Genomic DNA, 17,479 nt, shown 5'->3' on the forward strand with positions numbered 1-17,479 from the left:
GGAGCGATTATGAACATTCAGTTTCACCATATCCAAATCACAGTCAATGATGTAAAAAAAGCAGAAGGTTTTTATGATCAATTATTTGCACTATTAGGTTTCGACCTTCAGAAGAAATATTCTGGGTATTTAGAACATGCCGAGATGGAAGTAGTAGAATATATAGGGGATTCATTTGATTTCGGTATTTGTTCCCCACGAAAAGAATGGAAGAAGGAGAAAATCGATTCAAGAAAACCTGGCTCGGTTCAGCACATGGCGTTTAAGGCGGAAAGCCGCGAAGTAGTAGATGCGATCTTTCCCAAAATAAAAGCCTTAGGGGTAAAGATCCTTCACGATCGACCAATGGAGTACAATGAGCGCATCGCTCCTAACTACTATGCCTTATTCTTTGAAAGCCCAGAAGGCATTCGTTTTGAACTATTTCATTATGCCTGATTCCTTTAACTAGAAGAGTGTGGCATTAAATTATTGCGTGAGCGCGTTCTTATTAAGGTGATCTTTCATTAAGGGGCTAGCATAATCAGGCGAGTTTAGAGAGAAACTTTTTTAGAACCTGTCATCAGGAAAATCTGAACACTCTTGTTTTAAGTACGTCCATCCTGAAAAACTCGTTGGTTCCTAAAATTTATTTGGACAATTCGAATACAAAAATCTAACTCATGTGTTGAAAAACGTCGATTTTATCATTCTAGAAGCTGTTGCATTGTGGGTCAATAAGGATTGTTGCGTTGATTGCAGGGCACTTAAGAAATGGAGGAGGAACAATATGGATCAGACGGTTCAGCAAGATATCGAAGCGATCATTTCCCGTCAATATGATCATGGCGCCGATTTATGGTCGACGCCAGACCATAAATTACTGAAAGGAGCACCCTTTACAACCTTAGAGTGTCCTCATTATTTGCTTGAACTTGGTATGTCGCCTGAGGAGAACTTATTAAAAGAGACCGCTGCATTGATCTTTCAAGGATGGAGAGAAGATGGCAGATTTAAAATTTCGCCATCAGGGGGGATTTATCCCTGTCATACAGCGCTGGCTTTGCGAACGCTGTGTGCTCTTGGTTACGCAAGGGACCCGCGGCTACAACAGACCTTTCACTATTTTCTTGCTACTCAGGAAACAGATGGCGGCTGGAAGTGCAATAAATACAGTTTTGGTCGCGGCCCGGAGACCCGCTATTCAACCCCGATGACGACGTTAACGGTCCTTGATGCCTTTCGATATACTCATGATCGTGAACAGATGGAAACACTTAATCAAGCAATCGAATGCTTGCTTGCTCATTGGGAGATTCGTCAGCCAATCAGTCCCTGTCATTACGGAATGGGCACATTGTTTATGCAGACAGAATACCCCTTTAGAGGGTACAATCTTTTTTATTATCTGTATGTCTTGTCTTTTTATCCTTCTGCCAGAAAAGACGCACGGTTTCTGGAGGCTTTGCAGCAGTTTGAATCGAAAGTTAAAAATGGCAATGTTATTGTAGAACGGGTTGTACCAAAACTGGGGAAACTGAATTTTTGTAAAAAAGGACAAATTAGTTCCTTCGCCACCCGACGGTACCAAGAAATCCTTGCTCACTTGGCAGAAGATTAAGGAAAAACAGTCCTTTGGAATGTTCCTCCATCTAGACGATTCTTTTTCTTTTCTGGTACACTGTCTCTAAAGAACCGACCGAATAATCAACAGAGGGGAGAAAGACATGCAAAGAATCTATCTGGTTGAAGATGATGCGACGATCGTCTCTGTTTTAGCCGATTATTTGCAGCAGTGGGGATACGAATGCCATTCGGCCAAGAATTTTGCTGAACTCTTGCAAGAGTTTCACGACATCAAACCTGATCTCGTTCTTTTAGATATCTCCTTGCCTTATTACAATGGGTATCATTGGTGCCAAGAAATTCGCAAGGCGTCAGAAGTACCGATCATTTTTCTTTCGTCGATGGATCAGCAGATGAATCAAATCATGGCGATGAACATGGGGGCGGATGATTATTTAACAAAACCCTTTGATTTAGCCTTCGTTTTGGCAAAAATCCAAGCGTTGCTGCGGCGCAGCTATCAGTATAGCCACCAACAATCGCTGACCTTTGACATAGGGCAAGTAACCTTTTATCCAACAGAAAATGTATTAAAAAATCAGGGGGAACAGTTGCCGCTTTCTCCAAATGAAGCTCGGATTCTTTCCTTGCTTTTGCAGCATCGAGGGAAGATCGTAGCCAAAGAGACCATCATTGAAATGCTCTGGAATAGTGAAGAGTTCATCGATAACAATACATTAGCCGTCAATATGACTCGTTTGCGAAAAAAATTGAGCCAGATCGAACTATCCGATTTGATCCAAACGGTAAAGAATAAAGGCTATTTGATAGAAAAGGAACACGCCTATGACTAATGTGAAAGAATATTTCGTGTTGTATGGAAAGTTTTATCTCGTTTACCTGCTATTTAGTGCGGGTCTACTAGGGTTATTCTTTCTTCACAGCCTTCCATTAGAACCCTTCATTGACTATGCGGTTTTTTCAGGGGTGATTTTAGGAGGTCTTTCCCTTTTTCATTATTTTCGTTACGCACAAAAAAGAAAGCAGCTACAGCATTTATTAAGAAAAGAACGTATGACGGAAGCGGCGTTGGCGTTCTTGCCGACCACTCGAAATCGGCTAGAAGACGAGTATCAAACGCTTCTTAGGCAGATGGCAAAAGAAAAAACTCTGTCTGAATACAAAGCGACCGTGAAAAATGAAGAAATTTATGAAGATTTCGGCTTGTGGCTTCATCAAATCAAAACGCCTCTAGCGGCGTTGGATCTTTTGGTTCAAAGCGATACCCTGTCACCGACGGAGGTCAAAGCGGAATTATTTAAGGTGAACGATTACTTGCAAATGATGTTGAATTATTTGCGACAAAATTTAGCGAATGATGATTTTGTCTTTGAGTCGATTGCTTTAGAGCCCCTTGTTCGTCAAACAATCAAAAAGTATGCCTTGTTTTTCTCGAAAAAGAATCTGCAACTGGATATGGCAGTGGATTTGACGGTGACATCTGATCGAAAGTGGCTCATTTTTATTTTTGAACAGGTTCTTTTCAACAGCTTGAAGTATACTGAAACCGGTGGCATTAATGTTTTCACTAAAGACAATGCCTTGGTGATTCAAGATAGCGGCATTGGTATTCGTAAGGAAGACTTGCCAAGGGTGTTTGAGAAAGGATATACGGGACACAATGGTCGGTTTCAGCAACGAGCGAGCGGGCTAGGCTTATATATGAGTCAACAAGCGGCTGAAAAAATCGGCTGCCGTTTAGCGATTGATTCTGAAGTGGGACAGGGAACCATCGTCACACTTCTTTTTCCCACCACAAATAACCGATAGCCGCAAACTTTCAACACTGTAAGTTTGCGGTTTTTATTGTAAGTCGCTTTTTTCTGCCAGTCAGCTTATTCTAAAAAGGAAGGAGGGAACAAGATGACACTTTTAAACATTCAACAAGTAAAAAAAATCTATCAAAGCCAGCTGAATGGGCAACCCGTCGAAGCGTTGAAGAATATCACCTTTAAGGTAGAAGAAGGGGAATATGTAGCCATCATGGGGGAATCAGGTTCGGGGAAGAGTACGCTACTGAACTTGATGGCGACGTTAGACCAACCGACAGCGGGTGAGATGCAGCTGAATGGCATCGATTTGACCACCATCAAAGAAAAAGATGCAGCAAGTTTTCGACGGGATCACTTAGGCTTTGTCTTTCAAGACTTTAATTTATTGGACACTTTTACGGTAAAGGACAATATTTTATTGCCATTAGTTTTATCGAAAGTTTCCGTCAAACAAATGGAATTGCAGCTTCAGCCTATTGTACAAACTTTAGGAATCGCCGATTTATTGCAGCATTACCCGTATGAATTGTCTGGCGGACAAAAGCAACGTGTTGCCGTCGCACGAGCGATCATCACAAAACCAGAACTGCTATTAGCAGATGAGCCAACCGGAGCGCTGGATTCGAAAACCTCTGATCAACTACTGACATTATTTCAGCAGATCAATCAAAACGGACAGACGATCGTGATGGTCACCCACAGTTCGATCGCAGCCAGTCGCGCACAACGCGTCTTGTTTATCAAAGACGGGTATGTATTTCACCAGTTGTATCGAGGAGAACGGAGTGATACCGCTTTTCTAGAAGCAATCGCCGAAACAATGACTGCTGTTTTTGCGAAGGAGGAGTAACGAATGTTCTTTCAAAAAATCGCCTTCTCCAATTTACGTAAAAATGCCAAAGCCTACACACCCTTTTTAGTATCCATGAGTTTCTTGGTAGCTGTTTTGATGATGACGCAAATCATCGTGAACAATCCGGGGATGAAGGAACTTCCTAGTAGTCAAAGCGCCATTTTCATGTTTCATTTAGGAAATATCATCCTGATGATCTTTGCGGCGATCTTTTCCTTTTACACCAATAACTTTTTGATCAAGCAGCGAAAAAAAGAATTTGGTCTCTACAATGTTTTGGGACTAGGAAAACGCGAGATAGCCTTCGTGGTCTTTTGGGAACTCTTTTACAGTTTTCTTATTAGTCTTGCGGCCGGGTTGATCAGCGGCTTATTGTTTGCACGATTAGGATTTTTGATCCTGAAGAAAATCTTAGCCGTAGGCGAATTCTTTGTTTTTAAACTTTCATTTGAAAGTATCGGATTTGTGATCCTCTATTTTATGTGCGTGCTTGGTTGTCTATTTTTAATTGACCTGTTGCAAGTACGCAAAACCAACCCACTTCAACTGCTACAGGGAAGCAAGCGTAATGAAAAAGAGCCTCGTGCGAAAGGCATTTTAGCACTATTAGGTGTCCTTTGTTTAGTAGCCGGCTATACGATCTCTGTGACGATCAAGTCTCCCATCAGTGCCTTAGGCCTGTTCTTTGTCGCAGTGATCCTCGTGATTTTAGCCACCTATCTGTTGTTTATTTCTGGCAGTATCAAAGCGTTGCAGTTTTTAAGAAAACGAACGACCTATTATTATCAAACGAACCATTTTATCAATGTCTCTACCATGTTATATCGGATGAAGCAAAATGCGGCTGGTTTAGCAAGTATTTGTATTTTATCAACGATGGTGTTAGTGACAGTTGCTACGACCGCCAGTCTTTATTTTGGACAAAAGAATGTGATCGAAACCCGTTTTCCTTACGATGTTCAAATTGAGTCAGCGGCTGATTCCCAGCAAATCAACACAGTGATTGATGGACTTGAAGAGAAGCTAACGATCAAAGAGCGCCAGCAAGTCACTACAACAAGACCGTTGCTTTTTACCTTTGAGGAACCAAATTTTGTTCCCTCAACCACTTTTGAAGAAAATAGCGGTAGTTTAGATAAAGCCGTGTATCTTATTTTTCTTACCAGTTCTGAATACCATGAAATCACCGGGAAAACAGGACCCGCTGACGATGAACTATTCGTTTTTCCCGCAACTTGGACCCAACAAGCATTACCAGAAAAGACGACGATCGATGATCGTCAATTTCGCTTGCGGGAATTGAAAGAACTGCCAACATTCACGAAAACAGAAAACCCGGTTCAGCATCTTGTTCTCGTGGTGGATGATCAATGGCTTGCCGAAAAGCTAAGCTCTTGGTATCAAAATAATGATTTTCAACTTTACCAGCAACCAGTGACAACAACAGTCTTTAATTTTCAAACAGCAGAAGCAAGCGATCGCGAAGCGATCGCAAAAGAGATTCGCAGCGAACTTCTGGCAGCAGATGCTCATGCGAGCGTTCAGTCAAAAGATCTTTTTGAAGGTGAGACCAAAACCTTTACCGGCGGCTTCTTCTTCTTAGGCTTGATTTTTGGTGTGGTCTTTATTTTAGCTGCCGCATTGATCATTTATTATAAACAAGTTTCCGAAGGGATGGAGGACAAAGAACGCTTCGAGATCTTGCAAAAAGTTGGGTTAAGCCATAAGGAAGTCAAACAAGTGATCCAGCAGCAAGTCTTGATGATTTTCTCATTTCCATTGGCGGCAGCGATCATCCATCTCGCATTTGCTTTGCCGATGATTCGGAAGTTGTTGCTTCTTTTTGGTCTGACAGATCGCAACTTATTGATTACGGTATCGATGATCTCTGTTCTGCTGTTTACAATGATCTATTTAATGGTGTATTTCATCACTGCAAGAGTCTACTACCGACTTGTGGAGCGAAAACAATAGCCGTTAAAAAAAGTTAGTCGAACGAGTCGTCACCGACAGGACCTACAGTAAAATAGAATGTGAGAACACCTCATCCATGAAGCGACTTCTAGAAGTTAGAATTTTTGATCTAACTTTTTGGAATCACTATATGATTGAGGTGTTTTTTTTTAGCTACTCCTATTAGCCCACTTTTTTAGAGTTGAAAAAAAGGCTTAGGTGACCTATAGTGAAAAGGAGTAAAGCACAGGTATAGATTGCCGCGAGGCTGATAGTCATTTCCAAATAAAAGAGATCATGTGATCCAAAAAGGAGAAAGTCCTATGAAAGAGCAGCCGATAACCATTGAATTTCCCTTAAGAGGTGAGTGGCTTGCGCCGACTACACCAGCCAAGAAGATTCCTAGTCATGGCACCGATCGAATGGGGTTACGTTATGCGTTTGATTTTTTACAAGTCGATTTTGAGGGGAAAACAAAAGCTTTTCACGACCGAAGCTTTCTGCGCTATTTCTTCTTAGGAGTTCCCCTTGAGAACTGTTATTGTTGGGGCAAAGAAATCTATGCGCCCTGTGATGGTGAAGTGATTGTTGTAAGAGAGGGCTATCGGGAACGCAAAGTCGTTCATTGGGTTGTCGATTTTATGATTGCTTTAAAAAATGGCTTGTTTTTTAATGAACAAAAAGATGAGTATCAACAAATAGCTGGCAACTACATTGTGATAAAAGCTTCTGAGGGCGTATATATGGCATTCGTACATTTGCAAAAAGGATCCATCAAAGTTTCCGTAGGACAAAAAATCACCAAAGGGATGGTGATTGGCAATGTCGGGCATTCCGGCAATTCGACTTCACCTCATTTGCATTTTCAAGTGATGGACAGTAACGATATCGCCTATGCAAAAGGGCTGCCTTGTCGCTTTGAAGAATACGAGGTTTACCGAGCAGGACGATGGATAAAAGTTCGGAATCAGATACCAGATAGTACAGAACGGATACGATTTTTATAGGAGCATTAGGGACTAGCTGTGAGACTTTGATAGGGGGCATCGCCGAAATGCTTAGAAGAAAGAACATTTTAACGTTTCTGAGCTTCTTTAAAAAACTTGCAACAATCTTAGGTATTCAGAAAATGTATTTCAGGGGGAACAAATGAAGCAATTACCCAATATCATTACTACTTCTCGACTGATTCTAGCACCACTTTTACTATTCCTTCAGCCAATGTCTGGCTGGTTTTGGCTGCTTTATTCCTATTGTTTTTTAGGTGACCTTGTCGATGGGCTACTAGCAAGAAGGATGAACCTCACGAGTGAGGTCGGTGCCTTACTAGATAGTTTCGCAGATGTAAGCTTTTTTCTCGCTGTCTTTCTTTCTTTTCTACCGCAGCTTTTGGAAACCCAAACGATCATGGTTTGGATCTTGGTGATCGCTATCATCCGCTTCGTCAGTTATCTGATTGGCTATGTAAAATTTCAGTCTTTTAGCAGTCTGCATACATGGCTCAACAAAGCAGTCGGATTTCTTTTATGTATTTTTCCATTGCTGCTCATAATATTCCATGAAAGAATTGTTGTCTTGATTTTGGGAGTCATCGGCACTATTTCAGCATTAGAAGAATTGCTGATAACGATACTCGCAAAAAAACTGGATAGAAATCAAAAATCGATATTCGAAAGTTTTATCTAAGGTACCTCTATCATTGAGGGCCTTTTTTGTTTGTTCCTCTGAAGTAGTCTTTTAAAAGTCCTTTCAAAAACAATTTTAAAAATAACATTGAAAACAATTTTTAATGGTACTATGCTTATCTTTGAAGGGAGGCTTCACAAATGAACAGACAAGAACTGCATGCATGTATCAGTAAAAACCAGCCCAATATTTGCCAAATTTCTGCCTACCAAAATGGAAAGGAAGTTTACTCGGATGAATGGCATGAGTATAAGCCAGACGATACTTGCCACCTTATGTCCGCTACGAAAAGTATCGTTTCTCTACTAGTCGGAATAGCGATAGATCAAGGCCTCATCAGGAGTGTCAATGACAAAGTACTCGATTATTTTCCAGACTATTCTGTAAAACGGGGCGAAAAAACGATTCACGATATTACCATCAAACACCTATTAACGATGCGAGCCCCGTATAAATGCAAAGGTGATCCATGGACAAAAGTTTGTTCGAGTGACGACTGGACCAGCGCCTCCCTTGATTTATTGGGAGGAAGAAAAGGAGTGACAAATGAATTCAATTATCAAACCGTTTGTCTGCAGATCCTCACTGGTTTGTTAGCGAAAGCTTCTGGAATGACGACCGTTGATTATGCGAACCATTATTTATTTCGCCCTCTTGGTGTAGCCGAAATAACCAATTATTATGCGAAAACGGCACAAGAACATAAGCACTTTACAATGAGCAAGGCACCAAAAAAACCAGTTTGGTTTTGCGATCCTTTAAATATTGGGGCGGCAGGTTACGGGCTATGCCTTTCAGCAAAAGATTTAGCCAAAATCGGTGAGCTATGCTTGAACCAAGGCATCCATCAAGGGAAACAAGTGATTTCCTCACAATGGCTCACTGAAATGGTCAATCCGCTAGAGACAAACATAGAGAAATTTCAAAACATGAGTTATGGATATTTGTGGTGGATTTTGGATACTGAGAAAAGCACCTATGCCGCCATCGGTAATAGCGGAAATGTCCTTTATATTGATCCCGAATCAGATTGCGTCATTGCTATTACGGCTTATTTTAAGCCAACTGTCTTTGATCGAATCGACTTTATCGAGACAGAGCTAAAACCATTCCTTTTGCAATAATGAGCGTTAAGAAAAAGCAGTCTACTGTCAAAAGTTGATTGCTTTTTTTGTAGGCGAAAGCTTTATGATCCTTTTAATGACTATGGCAAGCAGGTGACTACGGATAAAGCTTGGCTGCTAGTCTTTTAAGAATTTAAAATCTAGCAATTTGATCCCGCATATAGGAGGCCAAATCAATAATAAACGGAAGATAAATGAGAAATGAATAAAATGACCAAACTATCAACGGCGTAAACTTGGTATACTATAATTGAGAAGAAAATCACAAGTGAAAGGAGCGGTCGGAGTGTTTTCAGAAATCAGTATTTATCAAGTAAAACCAAGTGAAGTCGATACCTTTGAAGCAATCATGCAGGAAGCAACAGAGGCAATGAAGGCCATGGAGGGGGCTTTGTTCTTTCGATTAATGAAACGAACCCATTACATTAAAGAAATGAGCACCATCAAGGAAGGACGCCTGCCTGATCCATTGACAAGAGTCATAAAATGTGTGAAATATGCCCACTATTGGGAGTTTGATACCGAAGAAAACTATGGCAAAGCCCAAAAAAGGCTGTATGAAAGCTATTGGAAAGCAATCGAGAAATGTTTGATCGTTCCCCACGACAAGCTTTTAGGGGAAGTGATTGAGTGATCGTTTTAGTATCGGATGCTCTTCAGATGAACGGACTTTTTGTTGCAACTGTTTAGAAATTATAGGGAAAAATACAACGGGATGTTAAAAAGTCATTCGAATGTTGAATCGACGACTATTAGTTGTTTAAATGCTCTGTTTCTTGAGGGAATCGGAAAGGAGGAACACACGATGGGACAGGTTGCATTTCATAACTTATACAAATTAATAAAAGGTGCTTCAACAGCAGAATTTGTTCCAGTCGTTGAACAATTCAACCGTGAATACATTTTCAAGCAAAGAGGATACCTTTCTTTTGAATGATTAGTAGATTGAGAAACTTGGGCTGACATCACCAAGTTCGAAACGAAAGAAGATGCGGAAACATTTGACCAATGCGGTATCCCAGATGCCTTTGCACAAATGTTTTTATTCATTCATCAATCGAAACAGTTGCAGCTCTCACCTATACACGATTGAAAAAATGTTCCAATAACCATTCAGCATGGAATGGACAACGCTAAAAAACAATTCATATGAAAAGAGGAACTTCTTATGACAAAAACAGCAGAATGGTATCAAGGAAAAGCTGGGCGGGCAGAACATTTGGTCTATTTAAATAAGGAAGCCAAAGAGCTTGAGAAACTGATTCATGGCGACAAAACAATGATCATTCGGGGGGCAGCTGGCAGAAAATCACCCTTAGGAGGAAGAGCCAAAATCAACGATCTTGTTTATTTTGTGGAGACCGGCGGCGATTTGACCATCGCTCATCGGGGCATCATTGCCAATGTGACTGAATCTGAAAAGATGACGAAAGAAGAATCCATAGATTTTGTAGAACGCTATGAAAAAGAGTTGAATCTATCGAAAAAGCAAGTCGATCGTTGGGCAGGGAAAAAGTATCTAGCGGTCTATGAAATCGCTGAATTAGAAGAAATAACGCCATTTCAGTACAATCGTGAAAAAAATATGGATGATTGGGTCATCACTGATGATATCAACAAAATTAAATTGTAACGTAGCAAAAACCTAAAAAAAGCGCAAGGAGTTGAGCGAAAGGATGGAAGGCAAAGAGCAATTGTTTCGAGACAAAAACGTGAAACCAACAGAGCAACTGATTGCGGAATCACTGGGTGAGGGATATGCCATTTATCAACGTTTTGTCGAAACGCTTGAAAACGAGGGCATCTCTCTTATGGATTGGCGCTATTACCAAGATGGAAAAGCGTGGTTGTCCAAAGGTGAATACAAATGGACAACGACTCGTGGGACGAATAAAGTGAAACCAATTTTTTGGCTTTCGATGTGGGAGGGCTTCTTCAAAGTCTCCTTTCACTTTAGCGAGAAAGTCCGAACACAGTTATTGTCTCTACCAATCAGTGATGACACAAAAGAAAGGATTCATAAGGCGCCGACCAATGGCACGAAAATGAAGTTTTTTTCTGTGATTTTTGATGTCGCTAATCCATCACTCTTTGAAGATATCACCGAATTGATCGTGTTCAAAAAAAATAAATAAAGTAAGAGTAAGATTTATTTAACTTGGCTAGTCTGATTTTATTGCATCTATCAAAAAGGAATCTTTGTTATAGTTTACCCATTTTTAGGTTTAGAAAAGTAAAAGTCAATCAGAAGACTTTAAGTTTATTACATTTCATCTGATTGATTTTTAATATAAGTAACTATTGGGAAAACCAACGCTAATTTTGATTAGATTGTCGAATGGAATTCACAATACAATAAATTTTATTCGATAAATATGCTATTATGGTTAACATATGCTTTAATTACTTTAAATAGATGAAAGACACATTCGAAAAGGAGAAAAGACAAATTGACCATTCAACGAATCACAGCTTGCGTTCAAGTCAAAGGAGACTATCAGAAGTGTTATGAATTTTATACGGAAAAAGTCGGCTTGGTACCAACTTATGGCGATGAGTCAGGTCCTTATACAAGCTTTGCATCGAAGAAAGAGGAGGCGCCTTTTTTTGGTATGTTCCAAGTGGATGCCGTGATCGATCAAATGGAGGGCTACCCGATTTCAGAGAATCGGATTTCATCTGATACGCTTTCGGCAACATTTCATACTACGGATTTTGAAGAAGATTATACGAGAATGAACAATGCTGGTGTAGTGTTTGAAGTAAGTAAAACCGTTTTGGGGGAAGGGGACCAAGCTTTTCATGTTGCTTATTTCCGCGATCCAGAAGGAAATTTGCTAAGCTTGGAGGATGGCGGTGTCTAAAGAGTTCACATCCAAAATGAATCAGAAAAAACGTAAAGAAAGATTTATCTCATAGTTGTTTTGAGATAAATCTTTTTTTATTTGAAATCATTCTACTGTAAAGCGTTCCTTCATCCGCTCCAAGAAAAGTCCAGAAGCTTTTGAAAAAACTTGGGTGTTTTTCCAAATGACGTCAAGGTTTGATTCCAGTGCTGGGCTCAATTTTCTAAAACACAATTGGCTATCTGGGGCGAAGTTGACTAGTTTATCTAGAGTCAATCCGTAACCGACACCTTCTTCTACCAGCTTTGATGCATTGTAAACAAGGTTATATGTGGCGACGACCGTCAATTTTTTCAGGTCTTTTTTCAACCATTTAGAAAGTTCACTGCTGACCAAACTTTGTCGCGAAGTAATCAAGGGAACGTCCCAGAGATCTTTTGGGGTAATGACTTCTTTGACAGCTAGAGGACTGTCTTTTCGCATCAACACGCCCCAGGTATCTTTGGCAGGTAAGCGTAAGGAATGGTACTTTTTGACGTCTGCTGGACTGATTACGACACCAAAATCCAACAATCCTTTATCCAATCGTTCTTTGACCTCATCGGCGTTGCCGCTATAAAAGTGAAATTTGATGTTGGGGTATTCAGCTTGGATTTCTTTGATGATTGCTCCTAGCAACTGAATCACATAAGTTTCTCCAGCTCCGATCGATACATTGCCGGCGATCGTATCTCGAGGCGACAAAAATTCTGAGCGGGTCTTTTCTAATAATTCTACGATTTCTTCCGCCCGTTTACGAAACAACAGTCCGTCTTCTGTTAGTGTGATTTTGCGATTGCCTCGGGTGAACAACGTCACGCCTAATTCTTTTTCTAGCTCCATCAATTGTCGGGACAAGGAAGGTTGAGAAAGATGCAGATGTTTTGCGGCAGCCGAAATTGTCTCTTTTTCTGCAACTGCTAAAAAGGTGGTCAGATTTTTTAATTCCATTTAAAATGCTCCTCTTGCTATTCGTATAATGAATAGTTAGGTATTTGATATTGATATTTTACATGGAAAAGACCGCGAAGTACAATAGATTTAATCCGAGAATCACTCTTTTGATCTATGAGTTACCGGTAATCAACAAAAGATCAAAAGAGAAAAGGAGTTGTATATGTCGCCCTAAGGTACAGGATGATTGACCATGAAAGAAGGCGAATGAAATGAAAAATTGGCAAAAAAAGACACTTGTATCACTATTGATGCTAGCACCACTTATTTTAGGTGCTTGCAGCAGCAATAACGAGGCGGCAAACGAAGCAACACAAGCCAGTTCAGGAGGAGAAACGATGACAGAAAATGTTTCATTTACAGATGAATGGGACAAAGTTTTCCCAGAAAGTGACACGGTGAATCACCGAAAAGTAACTTTTGAAAATCGCTACGGCATCACTTTAGTTGCTGATCTTTATGAACCAATTGATGCGCAAGGACCACTTCCAGCAATCGCGGTTAGCGGACCCTTTGGGGCAGTCAAAGAACAGACATCTGGTCTATATGCCCAAACGATGGCTGAACGAGGTTTTGTTACGATCGCTTTTGATCCTTCATACACAGGCGAAAGCGGTGGGGAACCACGCTATGTGGCATCACCAGATATCAATACAGAAGACTTTCAGGCAGCAGTCGATTTTTTGTCAGTCCAAGAAAATGTAGATGAAGAAAGAATCAGCTTGATCGGAATTTGCGGTTGGGGCGGGATGGCATTGAATGCCGCAGCCATTGATACCCGTGTGAAAGCGACGGTTTCCGCCACGATGTATGACATGTCGAGAGTCAATGCTCAGGGGTATTTTGATGAGATGGGGGCTGAAGGACGTCATGAATTGCGCCAACAGCTGAACGCCCAGCGGACCGTTGATTTTGCTAACGGTAGCTACGAAAGAGCAGGTGGAGTGCCAGATACACTACCGGAGGATGCACCGGTCTTTATGCAAGATTATTTTGATTACTACAAAACGGAACGCGGCTATCATGAACGTTCGTTAAATTCCAATGACGGTTGGAACATGACATCATCGCTGTCGTTCTTAAATATGCCGCTCTTGTCGTATATCGATGAGATCCAAAGCGCCGTTTTATTACTCCATGGAGAAGAAGCCCACTCTCTTTACTTCAGTCAAGACGCCTTTGAGCAATTACAAGGCGATAACAAAGAGTTGACGGTCATTCCTAATGCTTCGCACGTTGATCTATATGATCAAACAGACGTAATTCCTTTTGATCAAATGACCCAATTCTTCCAAGAACATTTGAACTAAATAGCCACAACGATCTTCACGACTGTTCGGTCACTCTGCCTCTGCTGAGCAGTCGTGTTTTTTTGAAAATACGCATTCAGTTGCCCGCTTCTACATAGAATCATCACCAGAAAGGAGCGAAGAGATGCTTATAAAATTGATATCCGCTATTTTGCTGTTCTTATTAAGTGCCTGTGGGACAAGCGAAACAGAGAGAACCAATATGCAATCCGCTAACGAAACTTCATCGGAAGCTAGCCAAGAGAATGTCCAGCAGTTTTCAGCAGCAACAGCTGTCGTCATTACGGTTGGTCAACAGAATTTTCTAGCGAAGTTTTATGAAAATGAGGTGTCTGAGCACCTAATGAATCAAATGCCCTTTACGGTGACAATGAGTGATTTGAACAACAACGAGAAATATTATCGTTTTTCTGAGAATTTGCCAGAAATGACTACAGAACGGCCGGAGATCATTCACGAAGGAGAAATCATGAGCTGGAATAGTCATACGTTGGTGCTGTTTTATCAGACCTTTACCAATTCTTATGGTGGCTATAATCGTATCGGTGTCATTGAAGATCCGACGGGGTTAAAAGAAGTACTTGGGGCGGAAGACGTAGAGGTTATTTTTTCGTTAAGAAATCCTCGTGAATAACAAATGAATAGGAGAAAAACACATGACGATCGATCAATTAAACAAACTCATGGCAAGTGGCGAACCCTTACTTGCCGGTTCGCAAGCTTCCAAACAAATGGTAGCTCTGAGTGCTAAGGCGAGAAAAATCACGATGAAAATCAATACAGTCTACCATGAGTCTGATGAGTTACAAGAACTTTTTGCCCAATTGACAGGAAAACCAGTTGAGCCGACTTTTTCGCTGTTTCCACCCTTTTATACAGATTATGGCAAGAATATCAGCATTGGCAAAGATGTCTTTATCAATGCGGGTTGTCATTTTCAAGACCAAGGAGGGATTACGATTGGTGATGGTGCCCTGATTGGGCATAACGTTGTTTTAGCTACCTTGAATCATGGCTTTCATCTTGAAGATCGTGGCACACTTTATCCGGCATCCATCACGATCGGGAAGAATGTTTGGATAGGCTCAAATACAACGATCGTTGCCGGTGTGACCATCGGCGACCATGCGATCATTGCTGCTGGGTCGGTGGTGACCAAAGATGTCGCTGAGCGCACGATCGTGGCTGGTGTACCTGCAAAATATGTCAAAGAGGTTACTGAGTAAGCATAATAGCAATGAGTAAGAAAAAAACTGCTGTTCGCCTTGTCGCTTGTAAAGCGATGAAGACGAACAGCAGTTTTCTTATTCTTGAGGCGGCTCGCTCGTAGTGGAACCGGCGAAGTTTTCAATCAACGATTTCACATCAAGACCGAGGGTTTCTTTCAACGTTTCTTGTGTGGTCGATAAGAGATTGGTGGCGTAATTGGTGACACGATTGGCACCGCCACCTTCACCTGATCCTGTATCAACGACTGAAATTTTATCGATATTGCCTAATGGTGCGGCTGCTTCTTTGACTAATTGTGGCAGGATCTCGACGATCATGCTCAGAATGGCTGCTTCATCGTATTTCTTGAAGGCTTCAGCGACTTTTTCTTTCGTTTCGGCTTCTGCCGTTCCTTTCGCCAAAGTGGTTTCGGCTTCTGCCAAACCGATCAAACGAATCTTATCGGCTTCGGCTTTTGCCAAGGACTCTGTTCGAAATTGCTCGGCTTCAGTGGTAGCTAAGGCAGATGCTTTTTTGGCTAGCGCTTCTTGTTCAAGCGCATAACGATCCGCATCGGCTTTTTTCTTGATCTCTGAATCAAATTGCTTCTCACGACGCAAGATTTCTTTTTCTTCCAATTCGATTTGTTTTTGTCGTTCAACGACTTCGACTTCAATCTCTTGTTCTCGGACTTTTTGTTTCATGATGGCACTTTGTAGATGATAGGCTTGATCGGCATCGGCTTTGGCGATGTCTTGTTCTTTCTTATAAAGCGCCAGCTTCAATTCTTTTTCCTTCAATGCTTCAGCGATTTCGGTCATGCGTTTTGATTCCGCTGTTTGCGATTCTTGTTCCGATTGGGCTTTTTTGATGCGGGTTTCTTTCAGTGCTTCAGCTTCCGCAATTTCAGCATCCCGTTTGACTTGGGCGATTCTAGGCTTTCCAAGAGAATCCAAATAGCCGTTTTTGTCTCGTACTTCTTTGATCGTAAAGGAGACAATGATCAAGCCCATTTTCGCTAGATCGACAGAGGCTACTTCTTGCACACTTTGGCTGAATTTGTCGCGATTTTGATAAATTTCTTCCACAGTCATTGAACCAAGGATCGAACGCAAATGGCCTTCTAGCACTTCCCGCGCTTCATTTTCTAATTCTTCACGGGTTTTTCCTAGAAATTGTTCCGCTGCCGTTGCAATTTCTTCCACGGATGAGCCGATCTTAATAATGGAAGTTCCGTCACACATCACGGGAACCCCTTGTTCAGTGTAGACTTCCGGCGTTGAGACATCCAGCTTGCTGGAGAGCAAACTGATTCGATTCGATCGTTGAAACACTGGCAAAACAAAGGCTCCGCCACCACGTACGATTTTGATTTTGTTGTTGCTTTCATCGGCGTGTACATTTTTGCTACCTAGATAGCTTCCGCTGATGATCAATGCTTCATCGGGCTTGGCTGTTTGATATTTCGTGACAAAGACGATCAAAAGCATTAATAAAATGAATGCCACGATGGCGATCGGGAAAACGATTGGTGATAATAGAATATCCATAGATACACCTCTTTAGTGATTTAGTTTAGTTATCCAAAAATTTTTTTGTGTAAGGAACGACGTAGCAAACTCGTTCTTTGACTTCAATAATCAAAACCTTCGATCCAGCTGCTAATGGTTCATCGATTGGTTGGAAAGCCGTAGCTGGTCGATTGCTTGAACCAGTGACACTTGTGAGTTGAATTTCGCCCATTCCTTCACAAGGAATCGGCGTCAGCACCGTTGCGATGCGACCTTCAAAATCTTTCTCAGAACTTGACAGTGTCGCTTCCGCATTTCGCATGGGAATCAGCACGTAAAAATTCAAGAGAAAAACGAGCCCTGTAGCAAGGCAGCCGCTAATGACGAAAAGTAGGAGCGAATAGCCAGACAGAAAAGTTTCTCCTAAGTAACCGAAGAGACTTGTAAAGGCAAACCATGGAATAATTAACATCGGATCGACTGGTCCGTCGAAATCGAAGATATCCCCAAACAGAAGCAGCAAAAAGGCTAAAATAGCACAGCCAATCAAAACATACAAATAAATTTGCTCAGGTGCATAAGTGTGCAGCACATATCCACCTCCTTTCAAATAGCGT

At 41.3% G+C, this 17,479-nt stretch carries 20 protein-coding genes; 17 read left to right on the forward strand and 3 right to left on the reverse strand.

Annotated features, from left to right (window positions below; translation table 11 throughout):
• The first annotated feature begins 9 nt into the window (after window positions 1–9).
• The 14 genes from A5883_RS05885 (at window position 10) to A5883_RS05950 (ending at window position 11,857) form a co-directional block, all read left to right on the forward strand.
• The gene (locus A5883_RS05885; protein ID WP_086338139.1) at window positions 10–438 is read left to right on the forward strand and encodes a VOC family protein; all 429 of its coding nucleotides are present in this window, start codon (window positions 10–12) and stop codon (window positions 436–438) included.
• Between the two features lie 331 nt (window positions 439–769).
• A complete protein-coding gene (locus A5883_RS05890; RefSeq protein ID WP_086317325.1) occupies window positions 770–1,600 on the forward strand; it encodes a prenyltransferase in 831 nt (276 codons plus the stop codon).
• 106 nt (window positions 1,601–1,706) lie between these two features.
• Window positions 1,707–2,399, forward strand: a complete 693-nt coding sequence (locus A5883_RS05895) for a response regulator transcription factor (protein WP_086299510.1) — start codon at window positions 1,707–1,709, stop codon at window positions 2,397–2,399.
• Window positions 2,392–3,375 carry a sensor histidine kinase gene (locus A5883_RS05900; RefSeq protein WP_086338140.1) on the forward strand — a complete coding sequence of 328 codons (984 nt, stop codon included), beginning with the start codon at window positions 2,392–2,394 and terminating at the stop codon, window positions 3,373–3,375. Before A5883_RS05895 ends, A5883_RS05900 begins: the two co-directional genes overlap by 8 nt.
• Window positions 3,376–3,468: 93 nt before the next feature.
• Window positions 3,469–4,227 (forward strand): ABC transporter ATP-binding protein, encoded by a 759-nt coding sequence (locus tag A5883_RS05905; protein WP_005236354.1) that lies wholly within the window; start codon window positions 3,469–3,471, stop codon window positions 4,225–4,227.
• A gap of 3 nt (window positions 4,228–4,230) precedes the next feature.
• Window positions 4,231–6,204, forward strand: coding sequence for an ABC transporter permease (locus tag A5883_RS05910; protein ID WP_086338141.1), 1,974 nt, complete (start codon window positions 4,231–4,233; stop codon window positions 6,202–6,204).
• 302 nt (window positions 6,205–6,506) lie between these two features.
• The gene (locus A5883_RS05915) at window positions 6,507–7,190 is read left to right on the forward strand and encodes a M23 family metallopeptidase (protein ID WP_086338142.1); all 684 of its coding nucleotides are present in this window, start codon (window positions 6,507–6,509) and stop codon (window positions 7,188–7,190) included.
• 142 nt (window positions 7,191–7,332) lie between these two features.
• Entirely contained in the window at window positions 7,333–7,869 is a 537-nt protein-coding gene (locus tag A5883_RS05920) for a CDP-alcohol phosphatidyltransferase family protein (RefSeq protein WP_086338143.1), read from the forward strand.
• 140 nt (window positions 7,870–8,009) lie between these two features.
• On the forward strand, window positions 8,010–8,993 hold the full coding sequence (locus A5883_RS05925; protein ID WP_005236342.1) for a serine hydrolase domain-containing protein: 984 nt from the start codon (window positions 8,010–8,012) through the stop codon (window positions 8,991–8,993).
• Window positions 8,994–9,261: 268 nt separating this feature from the next.
• Window positions 9,262–9,627, forward strand: coding sequence for a hypothetical protein (locus A5883_RS05930; protein ID WP_005236340.1), 366 nt, complete (start codon window positions 9,262–9,264; stop codon window positions 9,625–9,627).
• A gap of 171 nt (window positions 9,628–9,798) precedes the next feature.
• A complete protein-coding gene (locus A5883_RS19415; protein ID WP_008381400.1) occupies window positions 9,799–9,930 on the forward strand; it encodes a hypothetical protein in 132 nt (43 codons plus the stop codon).
• A gap of 231 nt (window positions 9,931–10,161) precedes the next feature.
• Window positions 10,162–10,626, forward strand: coding sequence for a hypothetical protein (locus tag A5883_RS05940; protein WP_086338144.1), 465 nt, complete (start codon window positions 10,162–10,164; stop codon window positions 10,624–10,626).
• Window positions 10,627–10,669: 43 nt separating this feature from the next.
• The gene (locus A5883_RS05945) at window positions 10,670–11,128 is read left to right on the forward strand and encodes a DUF3788 family protein (protein WP_086338145.1); all 459 of its coding nucleotides are present in this window, start codon (window positions 10,670–10,672) and stop codon (window positions 11,126–11,128) included.
• Window positions 11,129–11,443: 315 nt separating this feature from the next.
• A complete protein-coding gene (locus A5883_RS05950; protein WP_086338146.1) occupies window positions 11,444–11,857 on the forward strand; it encodes a VOC family protein in 414 nt (137 codons plus the stop codon).
• Between the two features lie 87 nt (window positions 11,858–11,944).
• Here A5883_RS05950 and A5883_RS05955 read toward each other — a convergent pair whose 3' ends face one another.
• Window positions 11,945–12,829, reverse strand: coding sequence for a LysR family transcriptional regulator (locus A5883_RS05955; RefSeq protein ID WP_086338147.1), 885 nt, complete (start codon window positions 12,827–12,829; stop codon window positions 11,945–11,947).
• Window positions 12,830–13,170: 341 nt separating this feature from the next.
• Here A5883_RS05955 and A5883_RS05960 point away from each other — a divergent pair, with 341 nt between their 5' ends.
• The 3 genes from A5883_RS05960 (at window position 13,171) to A5883_RS05970 (ending at window position 15,368) form a co-directional block, all read left to right on the forward strand.
• Window positions 13,171–14,142 (forward strand): alpha/beta hydrolase, encoded by a 972-nt coding sequence (locus A5883_RS05960; protein WP_217809244.1) that lies wholly within the window; start codon window positions 13,171–13,173, stop codon window positions 14,140–14,142.
• A gap of 124 nt (window positions 14,143–14,266) precedes the next feature.
• Complete coding sequence (locus A5883_RS05965; RefSeq protein ID WP_016613361.1) at window positions 14,267–14,776, forward strand: cyclophilin-like fold protein; 510 nt, start codon at window positions 14,267–14,269, stop codon at window positions 14,774–14,776.
• 22 nt (window positions 14,777–14,798) lie between these two features.
• Window positions 14,799–15,368 (forward strand): sugar O-acetyltransferase, encoded by a 570-nt coding sequence (locus tag A5883_RS05970; RefSeq protein WP_016613362.1) that lies wholly within the window; start codon window positions 14,799–14,801, stop codon window positions 15,366–15,368.
• 78 nt (window positions 15,369–15,446) lie between these two features.
• Here the strand turns inward: A5883_RS05970 and A5883_RS05975 are convergent, their stop codons facing one another.
• Together A5883_RS05975 and A5883_RS05980 are read right to left on the reverse strand one after the other, a co-directional pair.
• Window positions 15,447–16,901: a flotillin family protein gene (locus A5883_RS05975; protein WP_008381386.1), complete on the reverse strand. Its 1,455-nt coding sequence runs from the start codon at window positions 16,899–16,901 to the stop codon at window positions 15,447–15,449.
• A gap of 25 nt (window positions 16,902–16,926) precedes the next feature.
• Entirely contained in the window at window positions 16,927–17,472 is a 546-nt protein-coding gene (locus A5883_RS05980; RefSeq protein WP_016613363.1) for an NfeD family protein, read from the reverse strand.
• Window positions 17,473–17,479: the final 7 nt, after the last annotated feature.

Origin of the sequence: Enterococcus sp. 5B3_DIV0040, from assembly GCF_002140755.1 — a bacterium.
GTDB classification, from domain to species: Bacteria; Bacillota; Bacilli; order Lactobacillales; family Enterococcaceae; genus Enterococcus_D; species Enterococcus_D casseliflavus.

Coding starts and splice junctions, on each gene's coding strand:
- A5883_RS05885 (WP_086338139.1), top strand. CDS start 10: ATGAACATTCAGTTTCACCATATCCAAATCACAGTCAATGATGTAAAA.
- A5883_RS05890 (WP_086317325.1), top strand. CDS start 770: ATGGATCAGACGGTTCAGCAAGATATCGAAGCGATCATTTCCCGTCAA.
- A5883_RS05895 (WP_086299510.1), top strand. CDS start 1,707: ATGCAAAGAATCTATCTGGTTGAAGATGATGCGACGATCGTCTCTGTT.
- A5883_RS05900 (WP_086338140.1), top strand. CDS start 2,392: ATGACTAATGTGAAAGAATATTTCGTGTTGTATGGAAAGTTTTATCTC.
- A5883_RS05905 (WP_005236354.1), top strand. CDS start 3,469: ATGACACTTTTAAACATTCAACAAGTAAAAAAAATCTATCAAAGCCAG.
- A5883_RS05910 (WP_086338141.1), top strand. CDS start 4,231: ATGTTCTTTCAAAAAATCGCCTTCTCCAATTTACGTAAAAATGCCAAA.
- A5883_RS05915 (WP_086338142.1), top strand. CDS start 6,507: ATGAAAGAGCAGCCGATAACCATTGAATTTCCCTTAAGAGGTGAGTGG.
- A5883_RS05920 (WP_086338143.1), top strand. CDS start 7,333: ATGAAGCAATTACCCAATATCATTACTACTTCTCGACTGATTCTAGCA.
- A5883_RS05925 (WP_005236342.1), top strand. CDS start 8,010: ATGAACAGACAAGAACTGCATGCATGTATCAGTAAAAACCAGCCCAAT.
- A5883_RS19415 (WP_008381400.1), top strand. CDS start 9,799: ATGGGACAGGTTGCATTTCATAACTTATACAAATTAATAAAAGGTGCT.
- A5883_RS05940 (WP_086338144.1), top strand. CDS start 10,162: ATGACAAAAACAGCAGAATGGTATCAAGGAAAAGCTGGGCGGGCAGAA.
- A5883_RS05945 (WP_086338145.1), top strand. CDS start 10,670: ATGGAAGGCAAAGAGCAATTGTTTCGAGACAAAAACGTGAAACCAACA.
- A5883_RS05955 (WP_086338147.1), bottom strand. CDS start 12,829: ATGGAATTAAAAAATCTGACCACCTTTTTAGCAGTTGCAGAAAAAGAG.
- A5883_RS05960 (WP_217809244.1), top strand. CDS start 13,171: ATGACAGAAAATGTTTCATTTACAGATGAATGGGACAAAGTTTTCCCA.
- A5883_RS05965 (WP_016613361.1), top strand. CDS start 14,267: ATGCTTATAAAATTGATATCCGCTATTTTGCTGTTCTTATTAAGTGCC.
- A5883_RS05970 (WP_016613362.1), top strand. CDS start 14,799: ATGACGATCGATCAATTAAACAAACTCATGGCAAGTGGCGAACCCTTA.
- A5883_RS05975 (WP_008381386.1), bottom strand. CDS start 16,901: ATGGATATTCTATTATCACCAATCGTTTTCCCGATCGCCATCGTGGCA.